At 71.2% G+C, this 16,057-nt stretch carries 15 protein-coding genes; 2 read left to right on the top strand and 13 right to left on the bottom strand.

The window, feature by feature from the left end; translation table 11 throughout:
* Nucleotides 1-28: 28 nt before the first annotated feature.
* From EV187_RS09870 to rplU, 8 genes are all read right to left on the bottom strand, one after another.
* Entirely contained in the window at nucleotides 29-1,084 is a 1,056-nt protein-coding gene (locus EV187_RS09870; RefSeq protein WP_130352867.1) for a hypothetical protein, read from the bottom strand.
* Nucleotides 1,081-1,680 (bottom strand): nicotinate-nucleotide adenylyltransferase, encoded by a 600-nt coding sequence (gene nadD, locus EV187_RS09865; protein WP_130352866.1) that lies wholly within the window; start codon nucleotides 1,678-1,680, stop codon nucleotides 1,081-1,083. The genes EV187_RS09870 and nadD overlap by 4 nt, the downstream gene beginning before the upstream one ends.
* A 15-nt stretch (nucleotides 1,681-1,695) precedes the next feature.
* Entirely contained in the window at nucleotides 1,696-1,920 is a 225-nt protein-coding gene (locus tag EV187_RS09860; RefSeq protein ID WP_242609585.1) for a hypothetical protein, read from the bottom strand.
* A gap of 50 nt (nucleotides 1,921-1,970) precedes the next feature.
* Nucleotides 1,971-3,239 carry a glutamate-5-semialdehyde dehydrogenase gene (locus EV187_RS09855; protein ID WP_130352865.1) on the bottom strand — a complete coding sequence of 423 codons (1,269 nt, stop codon included), beginning with the start codon at nucleotides 3,237-3,239 and terminating at the stop codon, nucleotides 1,971-1,973.
* A 9-nt stretch (nucleotides 3,240-3,248) separates the two neighbouring features.
* Nucleotides 3,249-4,067: a glutamate 5-kinase gene (gene proB, locus EV187_RS09850; protein WP_130352864.1), complete on the bottom strand. Its 819-nt coding sequence runs from the start codon at nucleotides 4,065-4,067 to the stop codon at nucleotides 3,249-3,251.
* Nucleotides 4,064-5,665, bottom strand: coding sequence for a GTPase ObgE (gene obgE, locus EV187_RS09845; RefSeq protein WP_130352863.1), 1,602 nt, complete (start codon nucleotides 5,663-5,665; stop codon nucleotides 4,064-4,066). Before obgE ends, proB begins: the two co-directional genes overlap by 4 nt.
* A gap of 73 nt (nucleotides 5,666-5,738) precedes the next feature.
* Complete coding sequence (gene rpmA / locus EV187_RS09840) at nucleotides 5,739-5,996, bottom strand: 50S ribosomal protein L27 (protein ID WP_130352862.1); 258 nt, start codon at nucleotides 5,994-5,996, stop codon at nucleotides 5,739-5,741.
* Between the two features lie 26 nt (nucleotides 5,997-6,022).
* Nucleotides 6,023-6,331, bottom strand: a complete 309-nt coding sequence (rplU, locus tag EV187_RS09835; RefSeq protein WP_130352861.1) for a 50S ribosomal protein L21 — start codon at nucleotides 6,329-6,331, stop codon at nucleotides 6,023-6,025.
* 217 nt (nucleotides 6,332-6,548) lie between these two features.
* Between rplU and EV187_RS09830 the strand changes: the two genes are divergently transcribed.
* Entirely contained in the window at nucleotides 6,549-6,836 is a 288-nt protein-coding gene (locus EV187_RS09830; RefSeq protein WP_130352860.1) for a DUF4031 domain-containing protein, read from the top strand.
* Here the strand turns inward: EV187_RS09830 and EV187_RS09825 are convergent.
* The gene (locus EV187_RS09825; protein WP_130352859.1) at nucleotides 6,819-9,497 is read right to left on the bottom strand and encodes an Rne/Rng family ribonuclease; all 2,679 of its coding nucleotides are present in this window, start codon (nucleotides 9,495-9,497) and stop codon (nucleotides 6,819-6,821) included. The two genes, EV187_RS09830 and EV187_RS09825, sit on opposite strands and share 18 nt — an antisense overlap.
* Before the next feature lie 277 nt (nucleotides 9,498-9,774).
* Here EV187_RS09825 and EV187_RS09820 point away from each other — a divergent pair, with 277 nt between their 5' ends.
* The gene (locus tag EV187_RS09820; RefSeq protein ID WP_130352858.1) at nucleotides 9,775-10,401 is read left to right on the top strand and encodes a vitamin K epoxide reductase family protein; all 627 of its coding nucleotides are present in this window, start codon (nucleotides 9,775-9,777) and stop codon (nucleotides 10,399-10,401) included.
* 72 nt (nucleotides 10,402-10,473) lie between these two features.
* Here EV187_RS09820 and ndk read toward each other — a convergent pair whose 3' ends face one another.
* Genes ndk through ileS form a run of 4 tightly spaced genes read right to left on the bottom strand, consistent with a single transcriptional unit; the run spans nucleotide 10,474 to nucleotide 16,017 of the window.
* Nucleotides 10,474-10,896, bottom strand: coding sequence for a nucleoside-diphosphate kinase (ndk, locus tag EV187_RS09815; protein WP_130352857.1), 423 nt, complete (start codon nucleotides 10,894-10,896; stop codon nucleotides 10,474-10,476).
* Nucleotides 10,893-11,339 carry a DUF4233 domain-containing protein gene (locus EV187_RS09810; protein WP_130352856.1) on the bottom strand — a complete coding sequence of 149 codons (447 nt, stop codon included), beginning with the start codon at nucleotides 11,337-11,339 and terminating at the stop codon, nucleotides 10,893-10,895. The genes ndk and EV187_RS09810 overlap by 4 nt, the downstream gene beginning before the upstream one ends.
* A complete protein-coding gene (locus tag EV187_RS09805) occupies nucleotides 11,336-12,715 on the bottom strand; it encodes a bifunctional folylpolyglutamate synthase/dihydrofolate synthase (RefSeq protein WP_130352855.1) in 1,380 nt (459 codons plus the stop codon). The genes EV187_RS09810 and EV187_RS09805 overlap by 4 nt, the downstream gene beginning before the upstream one ends.
* Entirely contained in the window at nucleotides 12,712-16,017 is a 3,306-nt protein-coding gene (ileS, locus tag EV187_RS09800) for an isoleucine--tRNA ligase (protein WP_130352854.1), read from the bottom strand. The genes EV187_RS09805 and ileS overlap by 4 nt, the downstream gene beginning before the upstream one ends.
* Nucleotides 16,018-16,057: the final 40 nt, after the last annotated feature.

The raw sequence follows: 16,057 nt of genomic DNA, 5'->3' as shown, positions 1-16,057 counted from the left end.
GGTTGCTGGTGGCGAATCGGCGCGGAGATCAGAAGAGCCCCGCGACCGCGCCGATGACGAGGGTGGCGACGACGCCGAGCGCGAGCACGCCGGCGGTGACGGCGAGCACGAGCGGAACGTTCATGCCCTCCTTCTTGGGCGGCGCCATCATCGCACGCGCCGCGTTCTGGGTGCTGATCGCGCGCGTGGCGGCGACCGGTGCGCCGACGCCGGCGCCGTCCTCAACCTGGTCGAACAGGCGGTCGACGTCGGACGAGTCGATCTGGCTCGGGTGGACCCCGGTGGCGCCGAAGCTCCGCGGCAGGTCGATCGAGCCGGTGACGATGACCTCGCCGCTCTTCGCGAGCGGGTTGCCCATCGGCCCGGTGTCGGGCAGCGTCGGGAGGATGAGCGCGTTGGTCGTGGTGGGCACGCCGTGGCTCACCCCGCCGCGCGAGAGGAGCTGGTCGAACGGTTCGGCCCGATCGGCCGGCAGGTTGAGCTGGTCGGTCCAGTGCCCGACCGGCTTCGGGGCGGCCAACGGCTCGTCCGCGATGGCGGAGTCGGCGACCTGATGCGGCGCCGGCGACCTGACGGGAGCGGGCGGCGAGGCGAAGGGGTTCGCCGCGGGCGCGGCGACCGGCGGCGGCGCCTGCGGAGCCACGGCGGGCCTCGCCGAGGCAGCCGGCTCGTCGTCGAGGTCGAGGTCGTGGTAGTCGCCCGACGCGTTGGCGTCGAGCATCGCCCGCAGCTCGCGACGCGTCAGCGTGCGCTCGGGCGTCGTGGCCTCGAACGGCGACGGCGCGGCGGGCGGAGCCGCGGCAGCGGGCTGCGGCGTCGCGACCGCTCCGCCGAAGGGCGACGACGGGTCGTATCCCCCGGCCGGGCGCGGCGCGGTGTAGCCGGGTGACGGCGCCGGAGGGGCTGCCGGGATGGGCTGCGGTGCGGGGGCCTGGGCCGGCGGCGCGGGCTGGGGCGGCGCGGCCGGCTGCGGAGTCGGCGCGGGCGCGGCATCCGGGGTCGCCTGGGTCGCCTGCTGCTCCCGCAACCGTTCGCGCTCGCGCAGCTCGCGGCGCGTCAGCGGCGGTTCCTGCGACGACGTCATTCGACACTCCGATAGAGGTGGTGCTTGGAGATGTACTGGACGACCCCATCGGGCACCAAGTACCACACCGGGAAACCCCGGCGCACCCTGTCCCGGCAGTCGGTCGACGAGATCGCAAGTGCCGGAACCTCCAACAAGCTTACGTCCTGCTCAGGCAATCCCGAAACGGACAGTACATGTCCCGGTCGACTCACAGCGACGAAGTGCGCGAGTTGCCACAGCTCCTCCACGTCCTTCCAGGAGAGGATCTGGGCGATCGCGTCGGCACCGGTGATGAAGTACAGGTCGGCATCGGGGCGTTCGGCACGGATGTCGCGGAGGGTGTCGATCGTGAACGTGGGCTTGTGGCGGTCGATGTCGACCCGGCTCACGGTGAACCTCGGGTTCGACGCCGTGGCGATCACCGTCATGAGGTAGCGGTGCTCGGGAGGGGTGACGTTCGACTTGTAGCTGGGCGCACCGGTGGGGACGAAGATCACCTCGTCGAGTCCGTGGGACTGCGCGACCTCGCTGGCCGCCACGAGGTGTCCGTGGTGGATGGGGTCGAACGTGCCGCCCATCACGCCGATTCGCCACCGGCCGTCGTCGCCCGTCATCGCGCGACCGCCCGCTCAGTGGCCGCCGTGCTCGCTCCCGCCGCCGTGGCGTGCGGCGTAGGCGTCTGCCTTGGACCGATGCCGGTTCGCGACGTCGCGGTACGAGGCCGTCACGAACGCGAGGGCGGCGAAGACCACGATCGCGACGACGCCGTACAGGACCGGCTCCATCGGGAGCTCCCTCGCGTGCACCGTCTCGGTGAGCACCGTGCCGGTCAGCACTGCGGTCGTGAGGCTCATTCGCCGTTCCTTTCGATCCTGCGGGTGTCGCTCGTGACAGTCTAGCGAGGTCAGGCGCGCACGTGGCCGGCGCCGCGCACGATCCACTTCGTGCTCGTGAGCTCGGGCAGCCCCATGGGCCCGCGCGCGTGGAGCTTCTGCGTGGAGATGCCGACCTCGGCGCCGAAGCCGAACTCGGCGCCGTCGGTGAAGCGGGTGGACGCGTTCACCATGACGGCCGCGGCATCCACCTCGTTGAGGAACCGCTCGGCGTTGCCGAGGTCGTTCGTGACGATCGATTCGGTGTGCTTGGTGGAGTACCGGCGGATATGGGCGAGCGCGTCGTCGATCGAGTCCACGATGCCGACCGAGAGGTCGAGGCTCATGTGCTCGGTGGCCCAGTCCTCGTCGGTCACGGGCAGCGCCTCGGGGCGCAGCGTGCGCACGCGCTCGTCGGCGTGGATGGTGACGCCGGATGCCTCGAGCCGGTCGAGCACGGCCGGAAGGAGCCGCGGAGCGGCGGCGCGGTGCACGAGCAGGGTCTCGAGCGCGTTGCAGACGCTCGGGCGCTGGGTCTTGGCGTTGTGCACGAGCTCGACGGCCCAGTCCTCGCGGGCGCTCTCGTCGAGGAACATGTGCACGACCCCGGCGCCGGTCTCGATGACGGGCACCTTCGCCTCATCGACCACGGCGCGGATGAGTCCGGCGCTGCCGCGAGGGATGAGCACGTCGACGTAGTCGCGCGCCTGCATGAGGTGACGGGCGCCCGCACGACCGAAGTCGTCGACCGTCTGCACGCCATCGGCGGGCAGCCCCGCGGCACCGAGCGCGTCGCGGAGCACCCCGACCAGCACGCGGTTGGTCTGCTCGGCCGCGCTGCCGCCCCGCAGCACCACCGCGTTGCCGCTCTTGAGCGCGAGCACGGCGATGTCGATCGTGACGTTCGGACGGGCCTCGTAGATGGCGCCCACGACGCCGAGCGGCACGCGCACCTGGTCGATGCGCACCCCGTTCGGCAGCGACCGACCGCTCACCGTCTCGCCGATCGGATCGGTCAGTGCGATCACCTCGAGCACGGCGTCGGCCAACGCGCCGATCCGCCGCTCGTCGAGCGCGAGTCGGTCGAGGAGTCCGGTCGAGAGACCCGACTCCCGGCCCGTCGCGAGGTCGAGCGCGTTGGCGGCGATGATCTCCGCGGTGCGGTCGCGGAGGAGCCCGGCGATCCGCTCGAGCGCGGCATCCTTCTCGGCCGTCGTCGCACGCGCGAGGAGGTAGGAGGCCTCCTTCGCGGCGGCGAGCCGGGCGTCGATCACGGTCGTGTCGAGGTCGGGATGCTCCATGGCACCAGCCTATGCGTGCGGCGAATCCTCGCCGGCCGTGTGACGAACGGGGGCAGCGTCGAACCACGTGCCGAGCTCGGCGCCCTCGAGTGCCCGGGCGACGAGCGGCGTGGCGGTGATCAGCACGGCCGCTCCGGCCTCCGCGGCGATCCGGGCGGCGGACACCTTGGTCTCCGCTCCCCCGGTGCCGACGCCCGCATGGCCGACGGAGCCGATCTCGACGCCGGCCAGGGCGTCGCCGAAGGGCACGTGCGCGATGCGCTCGGCTCCCTCGAGGTGCGGCGGCCTGGTGTAGAGCGCGTCGACATCGGAGAGCAACACCAGGAGGTCCGCCCCGATGAGCTCGGCGACGAGGGCGGCGAGCCGGTCGTTGTCGCCGAATCGGATCTCGTGGGTCGCGACGGTGTCGTTCTCGTTCACGATCGGGAGGATCCGCAGGGCCAGCAGGCGGTCCATGGCGCGCTGGGCGTTCGAGCGCGGCGTCGCGTGCTCCAGGTCGCCCGCGGTCAGCAGCACCTGGCCGGCGACGATGCCGTAGCGGTCGAGCGAGTCCTGGTAGCGGAAGATGAGCAGGTTCTGCCCGACGGATGCCGCGGCCTGCTGTGTCGCGAGGTCGGTGGGCCGCGCGTCGAGCCTGAGGTACGGCATGCCCGTGGCGATCGCTCCCGACGAGACGAGCACCACCTCGGCACCGCGCTCGTGGGCCGCTGCGAGGGCATCGACGAGCGGGCCGATCTGGCCGGCGTTCCCACCGCTGATCGACGAGGAGCCGACCTTCACGACGATCCGCCGTGCCTGCGGGATCTCCGCCCGGGTGCGCGGGGTCACCGCTCGTCTCCCGCCGGCCCCTGGTCTGCGGCCGGCTCGTTCACCTCGTCGGCGTCATCGGCGCGCGCTTCCGGTGCGGCGGGCTCGGCTCCGTCAGGCTCGCCGTCGGCCCAGAGGCCTGCCTCGCGTTCGCGCTGCAGCTCGGCGCGAGCCTCCGCCTTGGCGTCCATGCGGTCGTGGTAGTCGCTCTTGCGCTCGGCACGGGTGGCCCGGCGGTTGTCGTCGAGGCGGAGGTCGGCGCCGCGCGGCGCGGTGATCAGTTCCGCCGTGGACGTGAGGGTTGGCTCCCAATCGAAGACGACGCCCGATCCGGGGCCGATCACGACCGTCGAACCGGCCACCGCGCCCGCGCGCACCAACTCGTCCTCGACGCCGAGGCGGGCGAGGCGATCGGCGAGGAAGCCCACGGCCTCGTCGTTGGTGAAGTCGGTCTGCGCGACCCACCGCTCGGGCTTCGCGCCGAGCACCCGGTAGATCGTGCCGTAGCTGCCGCCTTCGGGGCGCACCACGAAGCCGCTGTCGTCGACGGCCTTCGGGCGCATCACGATGCGCGGTGCCGCCGGAGCGGCCGCCGCCGCCACGCGAGCCTCGTCGACGAGCTCGCCGAGGGCGAAGCCGAGCTGGCGCAGGCCCTCGTGGCTCACCGTCGAGATCTCGAAGACACGGTAGCCTCGGGCCTCGAACTCGGGTCGCACGAAGTCGGCGAGCTCACGCGCCTCGGGCACGTCGACCTTGTTGAGGGCGACGAGCTGCGGCCGTTCGAGCAGCGGCACCTGCCCCTCGGGCACCGGGTAGGCCGCGAGCTCGCGCAGGATCACGTCGAGGTCGGTCAGGGGATCGCGCCCGGGTTCGAGCGTGGCGCAGTCCACGACGTGCAGGAGGGCCGAGCAGCGCTCGACGTGGCGCAGGAACTCGAGGCCGAGCCCCTTGCCCTCGCTCGCGCCCTCGATGAGTCCCGGCACGTCGGCCATGGTGAAGCGGTGGTCTCCAGCCTCCACGACGCCGAGATTCGGATGCAGGGTCGTGAAGGGGTAGTCGGCGATCTTCGGCCGAGCCGCGGAGAGGGCGGCGATGAGGCTCGACTTGCCCGCCGAGGGGAAGCCCACCAGCGCGACATCCGCGATCGTCTTGAGTTCGAGCGTGACCTCGCCCTCGAACCCGGGCGTGCCGAGCAGGGCGAAGCCGGGCGCCTTGCGCTTGGTGCTCGCGAGCGCGGCATTGCCGAGGCCGCCCTGTCCTCCGGGGGCGGCGACGAATCGCATCCCGGGCTCCGAGAGGTCGGCGAGCTCGGTGCCGTCGGGGTCCTTCACGACGGTGCCGACCGGCACGGGGAGCTCCAGGAGCTCTCCTGCGGCGCCCGAGCGGTTGTCGCCCATGCCGGGCTGCCCGTTCGCCGATGCGCGGTGCGGGCGGCCGTGGTACGCGAGCAGCGTGGTGACCTGCGGGTCGGCGACCAGCACGATGTCGCCACCGTGCCCGCCGTTTCCGCCGTCGGGGCCGGCGAGCGGCTTGAACTTCTCGCGGCGCACCGAGACGCAGCCGTTCCCGCCATGTCCGGCGCGCACGAACAGCGTCACCTCGTCGACGAAGCTGACCATGCTGCATCCCTCCAAAGGGTGGAAAACGCGTGAGGGCGAGCCGAAGCCCGCCCTCACAAGACCTGTCGGTCGACTATTCGCCGGCCGCCACGATGTTGACGACCTTGCGGCCGCCCTTGTTGCCGAACTGCACTGCGCCGGCCTCGAGCGCGAAGAGCGTGTCGTCGCCGCCGCGACCGACACCCGCACCCGGGTGGAAGTGAGTGCCGCGCTGGCGGACGAGGATCTCGCCCGCGCTGACGACCTGGCCGCCGAAGCGCTTCACGCCGAGGCGCTGGGCGTTCGAGTCACGACCGTTGCGAGTGGAGCTCGCTCCCTTTTTGTGTGCCATGTCTGTTTCTCCTTGCGAGCCGCGGGCTACTTGATGCCGGTGATCTTGACGCGCGTGAGCTCCTGACGGTGGCCCTGGCGCTTCTTGTAGCCGGTCTTGTTCTTGAACTTCTGGATCACGATCTTGGGGCCGCGGAGGTCGTTCAGGACCTCAGCCGTGACCGTGATCTTCGCGAGCGACTTGGCGTCGGAGGTGATCTTCTCGCCGTCGACGAGGAGGACCGGGATGAGCTGGACGTTGCCGTCCTTGTCAGCCTTGATGCGGTCCATCGTCACGATGGTGCCGACTTCGACCTTCTCCTGCCGACCGCCGGCGCGCACTACTGCGTAAACCACTTCTCGTACCTATCGTTGGGGAGCCGGGGCTCCATGAGCTGATGGGGATGTCACTGCGCGGGACCCCAGCGGGAAGGAGGGTCGTCACTGCCAGAAAACTGTGCGGGCACACCGGGATAAGCGGTGGCACCAACGGTCGAGTTTACCGGATGACCCATGGTCGGTCAAACGCGCGTCGCCCGGCGCGTCGCGCGGTGCGGCGCGTAGGATCTGCGGCATGACCGTGCTGATCGATACGCCGCTGTGGCCGAAGCACGGCACGGTGTGGTCGCACCTCGTCAGCGACCGGTCGGTCGCCGAGCTGCGGGCCTTCGCCGAGCGCACCGGAGTGCCGGCCAGGGCGTTCGACCTCGACCACTACGACGTCCCGGTCGAGCGCTACGACGAGCTCGTCGCCGCCGGCGCCGAACCGGTGTCGCCGCGTGAGCTCGTGCGCCGGCTCGCCGCGAGCGGGCTGCGGGTCACGCCGCGCGAGCGGCGCGCCCGTTCAGCGCTCGACGCCTGACTCCCCCGCATCCGCCGTGGTGCCGTCGGCGCGCGTGATCACCGGCGGAGCCCCGGCGGGACTCAGGGCGGCCGTCGACACCCGACGGCTGCGCGCACGTCCCTCGCCGGCCTTCTTCGGTGCGGGCAGCGCGTCGAGCACGGAGTCGAGGAGCACCTCGGCATCGACCGCACGGACCGCGCGCTTGCGCTCGACGGGCGCGACCGGCGGCAGGTCGACGAGCGCCACGCGAGCGGGGGCCTCGGATGCCGCGGCCACGGGCTCGGCGGTTCCGGCCTCGCGGTCGGGCCGCTCCGCGGGGGCTTTGGCGGCCTCTCGCGTCTCGGCCGGTCCCTGCTCCTGGGTCACGCGACGGTGTCGGCCGCGCCGGCGGCCACCGGTCGACGCGGGCGACTCCGCGCCCGCATCCGGCGACGATGCACCCGCGGACCCACGGTCGGGGGCCACGCCGGCGTCGGCGGGCTCGGCCGCAGCGGCCGCCGCGGCGACGTCCGCCTCGGCCGGCCGGTGCTCGGTGTGCGGGATCGTCGACGCGGCGATCTGCGCGAGGGCGTGCTTGACGTCTTCGGTGATCGCATGCGTCCCGGTGTGGGCCTTCGGCTCCGCCGCGGGTGCGGGCTGCTGGTTGCCGCCACCGCCGCCACGCCCGCGGTTGCGGCCGCGTTCCACCTGCTGGGGCGGGCGGTGCTTCGCGATCGGCTCGTGGTGCACGATGATGCCGCGGCCCGCGCAGACCTCGCACGGCTCGCTGAACGATTCGAGCAGGCCGAGCCCGAGCTTCTTGCGCGTCATCTGCACGAGGCCGAGCGAGGTGACCTCGGCGACCTGGTGCTTGGTGCGGTCGCGCGAGAGGCACTCGACCAGTCGACGCAGCACGAGATCGCGGTTGGACTCGAGCACCATGTCGATGAAGTCGACGACGATGATGCCGCCGATGTCACGCAGGCGCAGCTGTCGCACGATCTCCTCGGCAGCCTCGAGGTTGTTCTTGGTGACCGTCTCCTCGAGGTTGCCGCCCGAGCCCACGAACTTGCCCGTGTTCACGTCGACGACCGTCATGGCCTCGGTGCGGTCGATGATCAGCGAGCCGCCGGAGGGCAGCCACACCTTGCGGTCGAGCGCCTTCTCGATCTGCTCGCTGATGCGGAACTCGTCGAACGCGTCGCGCTCGCCCGTGTAGGCCTCGACCCGCTCGAGCAGGTCGGGCGCGACGGCGCGGAGGTACCGTTCGATCGTCTCGCGCGCCTCGTCGCCCGAGATGATCATCTTCTGGAAGTCCTCGTTGAAGACGTCGCGCACGATCTTGATGAGCAGGTCGGGCTCGGAGTGCAGCAGCGCCGGCGCCTGGACCCGCTCGAGCTGGGTCGAGATGTCGGCCCACTGCGCGATCAGGCGGTTGACGTCGAGCGTGAGCTGCTCCTCGGTGGCGCCCTCGGCCGCGGTGCGGACGATGACGCCGACGTTGTCGGGGAGCACCTCCTTGAGGATCTTCTTGAGGCGCGCGCGCTCGGTGTCGGGGAGCTTGCGGCTGATGCCGTTCATCGACCCGTTCGGCACGTACACGAGGTAGCGGCCCGGCAGCGAGACCTGGCTCGTGAGGCGCGCGCCCTTGTGGCCGACGGGGTCCTTCGTGACCTGCACGAGCACGCGGTCGCCGGGCTTCAGGGCGAGCTCGATGCGGCGCGGCTGGTTCTTCTCGCCGTTCTCGGCGGCGGCGTCCCAGTCGACCTCGCCCGAGTACAGCACGGCGTTGCGGCCGCGGCCGATGTCGACGAAGGCGGCCTCCATGCTCGGCAGTACGTTCTGCACGCGACCGAGGTAGACGTTGCCGATGAGGGACGCGTCCTGGTTGCGCGCGACGTAGTGCTCGACGAGCACCCCGTCTTCGAGCACGCCGATCTGGATGCGCCCGCTCTTCGCCCGCACGACCATCTGGCGGTCGACGGACTCGCGGCGAGCGAGGAACTCCGACTCGGTGATCACCGGACGCCGGCGGCCCGCGTCGCGACCGTCGCGGCGGCGCTGCTTCTTCGCCTCGAGGCGGGTGGAGCCCTTGACCTTCTGCGGCTCGGTGATGAGCTCGGGCTCGCGTGGCTTGCGCACCTTGACGACGGTGTTGGCGGGCTCGTCGCCTGCGGGACGACTCTCCTCGCCGCTGCGGCGGCGGGTGCGGCGACGCACGCTCGACATCTCATCGACGTCGGGAGCGCCGCCCTGGCGCTCAGCGCGCTCGGGTCGCTCGCCGCGCTCGGGCCGTTCGACCTGGACCAGCACCGGCGGAGCGTGGAAGATCAGCGAGGTCGTCGTGAGCGTCGCGGGGATGGGCGACGCCGGAGCGGCCTCGGGCTCGGGTTCGGGCGCATCGGCGTCGGATGCCTCGGGCGCGCCCTCCGCGACGGCCTCGGCCTCTGCGGCGTCCGCGACGTCGTCCACGGCGCCGGCGGTCGCTGCCACCGTCGCGGGCTCGGGCTCGGCGGATCGGCCGGACTCGGCGGTCGTCTCGTCGACGGCATCGACGGTCGCGTCGCCGGTCACCGGCGGGCGCTCCAGGCCTCCGCGTCCACGGCCTCCGCGACGTGCTCCGAATAGGCCGCCCCGTCGCTTCTGGGTGCCGTTGCCGGAATCGGGTTCGTTCGTGTGGTTCTCGTTGCCTTCCACCATCTCTGGTGCACTCCTACGACGGTTCGGTTGGCCGCGCCACCCGTTCCGTTCTCGTCTCGAGCGGTCCTGCGCCGTGCGCGGGACTGCCAATCCTTCATTGCTGCGACCGGCAGGTTGCCTGTGTCGCCACGTCTCGCGGTGCGTCTCGACCGCTCACTCGGATGCAGTGCATCCTCAAAGCCTTCATTGGCGCCGTTCCGGGCGCGGCCCGGACGACTCATTCGATTATCGCACGCTCTCACAGGGTCGTGTGGAAGCGGCATGCCACAATACGAACATGCCGGACTCCTCCCCTCGGTCCCGACCCGTCGCCATCGCCGTCTTCCTGGTGGTCGCTGGCGCCCTCGGGCTCCTCGCGGCGTGGGAACTGTCGGTCGAGAAGGTGCTCGTGCTGGCGGATCCGGAGCACGTCCCGGCCTGCAACGTCGGCGTCCTCGTCGGCTGCGGCGTCAATCTCGAGTCGTGGCAGGGATCGGTGTTCGGGTTCCCCAACCCGTTCATCGGGCTCATGGCGTGGCCGGTCGTCATCACGATCGGGGTCGCGATCCTCGCCGGCGCCGAGTTCTCGCGCTGGTTCTGGATCGGCCTGAACGTCGGGGTGGCCGGGGCGCTGGTGTTCGTCGGCTGGTTGATCGCGCAGAGCATCTACGTGCTCGACGTGCTGTGCCCGTGGTGCATGCTCACCTGGGCCGTGACGATCCCCACCTTCTGGGTGGTGACGCTGCACAACCTGCGCACCGGGCATATTCCTGCGTCGGCACGCGTCCGGCGCCTTGCGGCCGCCTGGTTCTCCTGGATCCCGCTCATCACGGTGGTCTGCTATGCGATCGTCATCCTGCTCGCGCAGGCGCAGATCGACGCGATCCCGCGAGTCATGATCGACCTGCAGAACCTCTTCCGTTGACCCGGCGTCGCCGCGGCGACCACGGAACCGACCGGCAGCGGGTCCGCAACCCGGCCGGTCGCGGGCCTCCGCTCAGGCGAACCAGAGCGCGAGCTCGCGCGCGGACGACTCGACGGAGTCGGAGCCGTGCACGAGGTTCTGCTGGACCTTGAGGCCCCAGTCGCGGCCGAAGTCGCCCCGGATCGTGCCCGGCGCCGCGGTGGTCGGGTCGGTGGTGCCGGCCAGCACGCGGAATCCCTCGATCACGCGGTTGCCGGCCACGCGCATGGCGACGACAGGCCCCGACTGCATGAACTCGACGAGCGGCTCGTAGAACGGCTTGCCCTCGTGCTCCGCGTAGTGCTTCGCGAGGATCTCGCGATCGGGCTGCACCATCCGGATGTCGATGAGCGAGTATCCCTTCGCCTCGATGCGGCGGAGGATCTCGCCGGTGAGGTTGCGGGCGACGCCGTCGGGCTTCACGAGCACGAGGGTCTCTTCGATGGCGGTGGTCATTCCTGTTCCTGTTCCGGATCGGCGATCGCCGCCGTCCTGTCTCGGTCGATTCGTGCGCCGACGACCATGCAGTACCACCACAGGCCGCCGAAGATGAGGCCGACGAACCACATCGCCGGATTGACGAAGCCGGTCGCGAGGATCAGCCCCTGGAGCGCCCAGCCGAGCGCGAACGCCCACCTGTGGCGCAGGAGCCCGATCGTGGCGATCAGGCCGAGGATCACAACCCCGCCCGCGGCCAGCGAGACCCAGGGCGGAAAGCCGAACGTCCCGTTCTCGGTCGGTGCGAGCCCCCAGATCACGAGCGCCGCGAGGAACACCACGATGACCTCGAAGCCGAGCACGATCGAGGCGAGGCTGCGCCGGACCGAGCGCGGCGCCGGCGGCGGGCCTTCCGCCGGCTCCGGCGTCGGGTCGGGACGGGGCGTCGTGGCGTCGCTCATGCGCGGCTCCAGCCGCGGTCGTCGGCGATCGCCATGGCCTCGCCGACGAGTGCGATCGAGCCGGTGACGATGACCGCGCGCTTGGGTGCCCCTGCCGCCCAGGCGCGGGCGTCGTCGAGGGCGTCCTCCAGCCGCTCCACGGCCCGCACGCGATCGGCGCCCACCCGCCGGGCGACGGCCGCGGCGAGGTCGGATGCGTCGCGTGCGCGATCCGAGTCGGGTCGCGTGACGAGGAACGAGCCGCCGGCGCGGCCGAGCACGCCGGCGATGCCCTCGGCGTCCTTGTCGGCGAGCACGCCGAACACGTAGACGACCTCATCGAAGTCGAAGTACTCGTCGAGGGCGGCGACCAGCGACTCCGCACCGTGGGGATTGTGCGCGGCGTCGACGATGACCGTGGGGTCGGTGGCGATCGGCTGCAGCCGACCCGGGGATGCCGCTGAGGCCAGTCCGCCGTGCACCACCTCGTCGGCGAGCCGAACCGCGCCGCCCCCGATGAACGCCTCGACCGCGGCGATCGCGACGGCCGCGTTCTCGGCCTGGTGGCGGCCGAACAGTGGGAGCGCCACGTCGCGGTACTCCCCCGCGAGTCCGCGGATCGATACGAGCTGGCCGCCCACGGCGACCCTCGACTCGAGCACGTCGAACGCGTCGCCCTCGACGGCGAGCGTCGACTCCGTGAGCTCCGCGGCGTCCTCGAGCACCTCGAGCGCCGCATCCGACTGCTTCGCGGTCACGACGGAGGCCATCGGCTTGATGATGCCCGACTTCGTGCGAGCGATCTCGGTGATGGTCGCGCCCAGGCGCGACTGGTGGTCGAGGTCGATCGGGGTGAACACGGCCACTTGGCCGTCGGCGACGTTGGTGGAGTCCCACTCGCCACCCATCCCCACTTCGAGCACGACGACGTCGACGGGCGCATCGGCGAAGCAGGCGAAGGCGAGCACCGTGAGCGCCTCGAAGAAGGTGAGCGGTTCCTCACCGGCGCCTTCGAGCTCGACGTCGACGATCGCGACGAACGGGTGGATCTCCTCCCAGTTGCGCGCCACCGCCTCGTCGGAGATGGGCTCGCCGTCGATGCGGATCCGCTCGGTGAACCGTTCGAGGTGCGGACTCGAGAGGAGGCCCGTTCGCAGCCCGGAGGCGCGCAGCAGGCTCTCGATCATGCGGCTGGTCGACGTCTTGCCGTTGGTGCCGGTGATGTGGATGACGGGAGCCGCGTGGTGGGGATCTCCCAGCAGTTCGACCGCCCGCCTCGTCGGCGCGAGGCGGGGACGGGGCGAGCCCTCGCCGATGCGCGCGAGCAGCGCGGCGTACACCGCATCGGCCGCGTCGCGCGCCTCGGCCTCGTCGTGGTCGTCGGTTGCGTCGGTCACAGCTTCTCCAGGTCCACGAGGAGCGACGATCCGTCGCCCACCGGGCGCGCCGCGCCGGCGCCCGACACGTCGACGGACGCCTCGATGTCGAGTTCGGCGGCGAGCGTCTCGCGGGCGATCAGATCGCGATGCGCCGAGGCGGCGATCACCCCGTCGCCGTCGAGCGTGAGCCCGAGCCGGATGCGGTCGCCCACCTCGAGCCCGGCCGACTTGCGCGCCTCCTGCACGGCTCGCACCACGTCGCGGGCGAGGCCCTCCGCCTCGAGCTCGGGCGTGGTCGCCGTGTCGAGGATCACGAATCCGCCGTCGGAGAGGAGCGCGAGCGCGTTCGACCCGTCGCCGGATCCGCCGGCCTCGAGCACGAGCTCGTACTCGCCGGGCTCGAGCGGGACGCCGCCTGCGACGACGGCATCGCCGTCGAGCGTCCAGTCGCCCCATCGTGCGGCCTGGATCGCCTGCTGCACGGTCCTCCCGAGTCGCGGACCCGCCGCGCGCGCGTTGACGCTCAGTCGCTTCGTGACGCCGTACGCCTCGGCACTCGTCTCGTCGAGCGGAACCAGGTCGATCGACTTCACGTTGAGCTCGTCGCGCAGGATGCCCTCGAATGGCGCGAGCGCCGAGGCATCCGCTGAGACGACCGTGAGCTTCGCCAGCGGGAGGCGCACCCGTCGCCCGGCCTGCTTGCGGAGGGCCAGCACCGCGCCGGTGGCCTCCCGCACGGCGTCCATCGCGGCGACCAGCGCATCGTCGGCCGGGAATTCGTCGGCATCGGGCCAGTCGGCGAGGTGCACGCTGCGCCCGCCGGTGAGCCCGCGCCAGATCTGCTCGGTGACGAGGGGCAGCAGCGGCGCAGCGAGCCGCGTGTACGTCTCGAGCACGGTGTAGAGCGTGTCGAAGGCCTCCGTACCGCCGCCGTCCTCGCCGACGCCCGCCCAGAACCGGTCGCGCGACCGACGCACGTACCAGTTCGTGAGCACGTCGGCGAAGTCGCGGAGCCGCTGGGCGGCCAGGGTCGAATCGAAGGCCTCGAACTCGGCGGTGACCGCCGTGACGAGGTCGCGCAGCTTCGCGAGCAGGTAACGGTCGAGCACGTCGGACGAGTCCGTGCGCCGGGCCGCCTCGTACCCGCCCTCACGGGCGGTGTTGGCGTAGAGCGAGAAGAAGTACCAGGTGCTCCACAGCGGCAGCATCACCTGACGCACGCCCTCGCGGATCCCCTCCTCCGTGACGATGAGGTTGCCGCCGCGCAGCACGGGGCTCGACATCAGGAACCAGCGCATGGCGTCGGCCCCGTCGCGATCGAACACCTCCGAGACATCCGGGTAGTTGCGCAGCGACTTCGACATCTTCTGCCCATCGCTGCCGAGCACGATGCCGTGGCTGACGACGTTCTCGAACGCGGGCCGGTCGAAGAGCGCGGTCGACAGCACGTGCATCACGTAGAACCAGCCGCGCGTCTGCCCGATGTACTCGACGATGAAGTCGGCCGGGTTGTGCGTGTCGAACCACTCCTGGTTCTCGAACGGGTAGTGCACCTGCGCGAAGGGCATCGATCCCGAGTCGAACCAGACGTCGAGCACGTCGGGGATGCGGCGCATCGTGGACCTGCCGGTCGGATCGTCGGGATTCGGCCGCGTGAGGTCGTCGATGTACGGCCGGTGCAGGTCGGGCTCGCCGGCGGCGTTGCGGGGAAGCTCCCCGAAGTCCCGCTCGAGCTCGGCGAGCGAGCCGTACACGTCGATGCGGGGGTGAGCGGGATCGTCGCTCTTCCACACCGGGATCGGCGAGCCCCAGTATCGGTTGCGGCTGATCGACCAGTCGCGGGCGCCGGCGACCCACTTGCCGAACTGCCCGTCCTTCACGTTCTCGGGAACCCAGGTGATGTCCTGGTTCAGCTCGCCCATCCGGTCGCGGAACTCGGGCACGCGGATGAACCAGCTCGAGACCGCCTTGTAGATGAGCGGGTTGCGGCAGCGCCAGCAGTGGGGGTACGAGTGCTCGTAGCTCGCCTGCCGGAGCAGTCGGCCCTCGGCCCTGAGCAGCTGCGTGAGCGGCTTGTTCGCCTCGCTCCAGAGGAGTCCAGCGACATCCTTCACCGCCGGGAGGAACCGCCCGCCGTCGTCGAGCGACAGGATCACCGGGATGCCGGCCGCCTCGCCGACCTTCTGGTCCTCCTCGCCGTATGCCGGCGCCTGGTGAACGATGCCCGTGCCGTCCTCGGTCGTGACGTAGTCGGCGACGAGGACCTGCCACGCGTTCTGCACGCCGTACTCGTCGACATCGGCGTAGTAGTCGAACAGCCGGTCGTAGGTGACGCCGTCGAGCTCCGCGCCGCGCACGGTGCGCGACACGGCGGCCTTCGCGTCGTCGGCGGAGTCGTACCCGAGTTCCCGGGCGTAGCTGCCGACGAGGTCGCGGGCGATGAGGTACTCGGCACCGAGCACCTCGGTGTCGGTGGGACCCTCGTGCTCGCGGTTGACGGTCGCGTCGGGCGTGCCGTTCGGGCCGGCGGGCACGACCGCGTACTCGATGTCGGGGCCGACCGCGAGGGCGAAGTTCGTGGGGAGCGTCCACGGCGTCGTCGTCCAGGCGAGCGCGCGCACGGCGGTGAGGCCGAGCGACTCGGCCTTCGCGCCCGTGAGCGGGAACGTGACGGTGACGGACTGGTCCTGCACCATCTTGTAGACGTCGTCGTCCATGCGGAGCTCGTGGTTCGACAGCGGCGTCTGGTCTCGCCAGCAGTACGGCAGCACGCGGTAGCCCTCGTAGGCGAGCCCCTTGTCGTGCAGGGTCTTGAACGCCCAGATCACCGACTCCATGAAGGTCAGGTCGAGCGTCTTGTAGTCGTGCTCGAAGTCGACCCAGCGCGCCTGGCGGGTGACGTACTCCTGCCACTCCTCGGTATAGCGCAGCACGGCGTCGCGCGCGGCCTGGTTGAAGGCCGCGATCCCCATCTCCTCGATCTCGCTCTTGTCGGTGATGCCCAGCTGGCGCTCGGCTTCGAGCTCGGCGGGGAGGCCGTGCGTGTCCCAGCCGAAGCGCCGGTGCACCTGGTGTCCGCGCATGGTCTGGAATCGCGGGAACAGGTCCTTCGCGTAGCCCGTGAGGAGGTGCCCGTAGTGCGGGAGGCCGTTCGCGAACGGCGGTCCGTCGTAGAAGACCCACTCGGGCGCGCCCTCGCGCTGGTCGATCGACGCCTGGAAGGTGCCGTCCTGCTTCCAGAACGCGAGCACCTCCCGCTCGACGGCGGGGAAGTCGGGTGAGGGGGCGACACCGTGGTCGTCTGGGGTACGGGGGTACACGCTCGCTCCTTGCGGGGACGGATGCTCTCGCGAGGACGCC

This window comes from Agromyces ramosus, assembly GCF_004216665.1.
Taxonomy (GTDB): domain Bacteria; phylum Actinomycetota; class Actinomycetes; order Actinomycetales; family Microbacteriaceae; genus Agromyces; species Agromyces ramosus.
The sequence above is the reverse complement of the archived record's forward strand: the minus strand, read 5'-3'. Positions and strand labels throughout refer to the sequence as shown.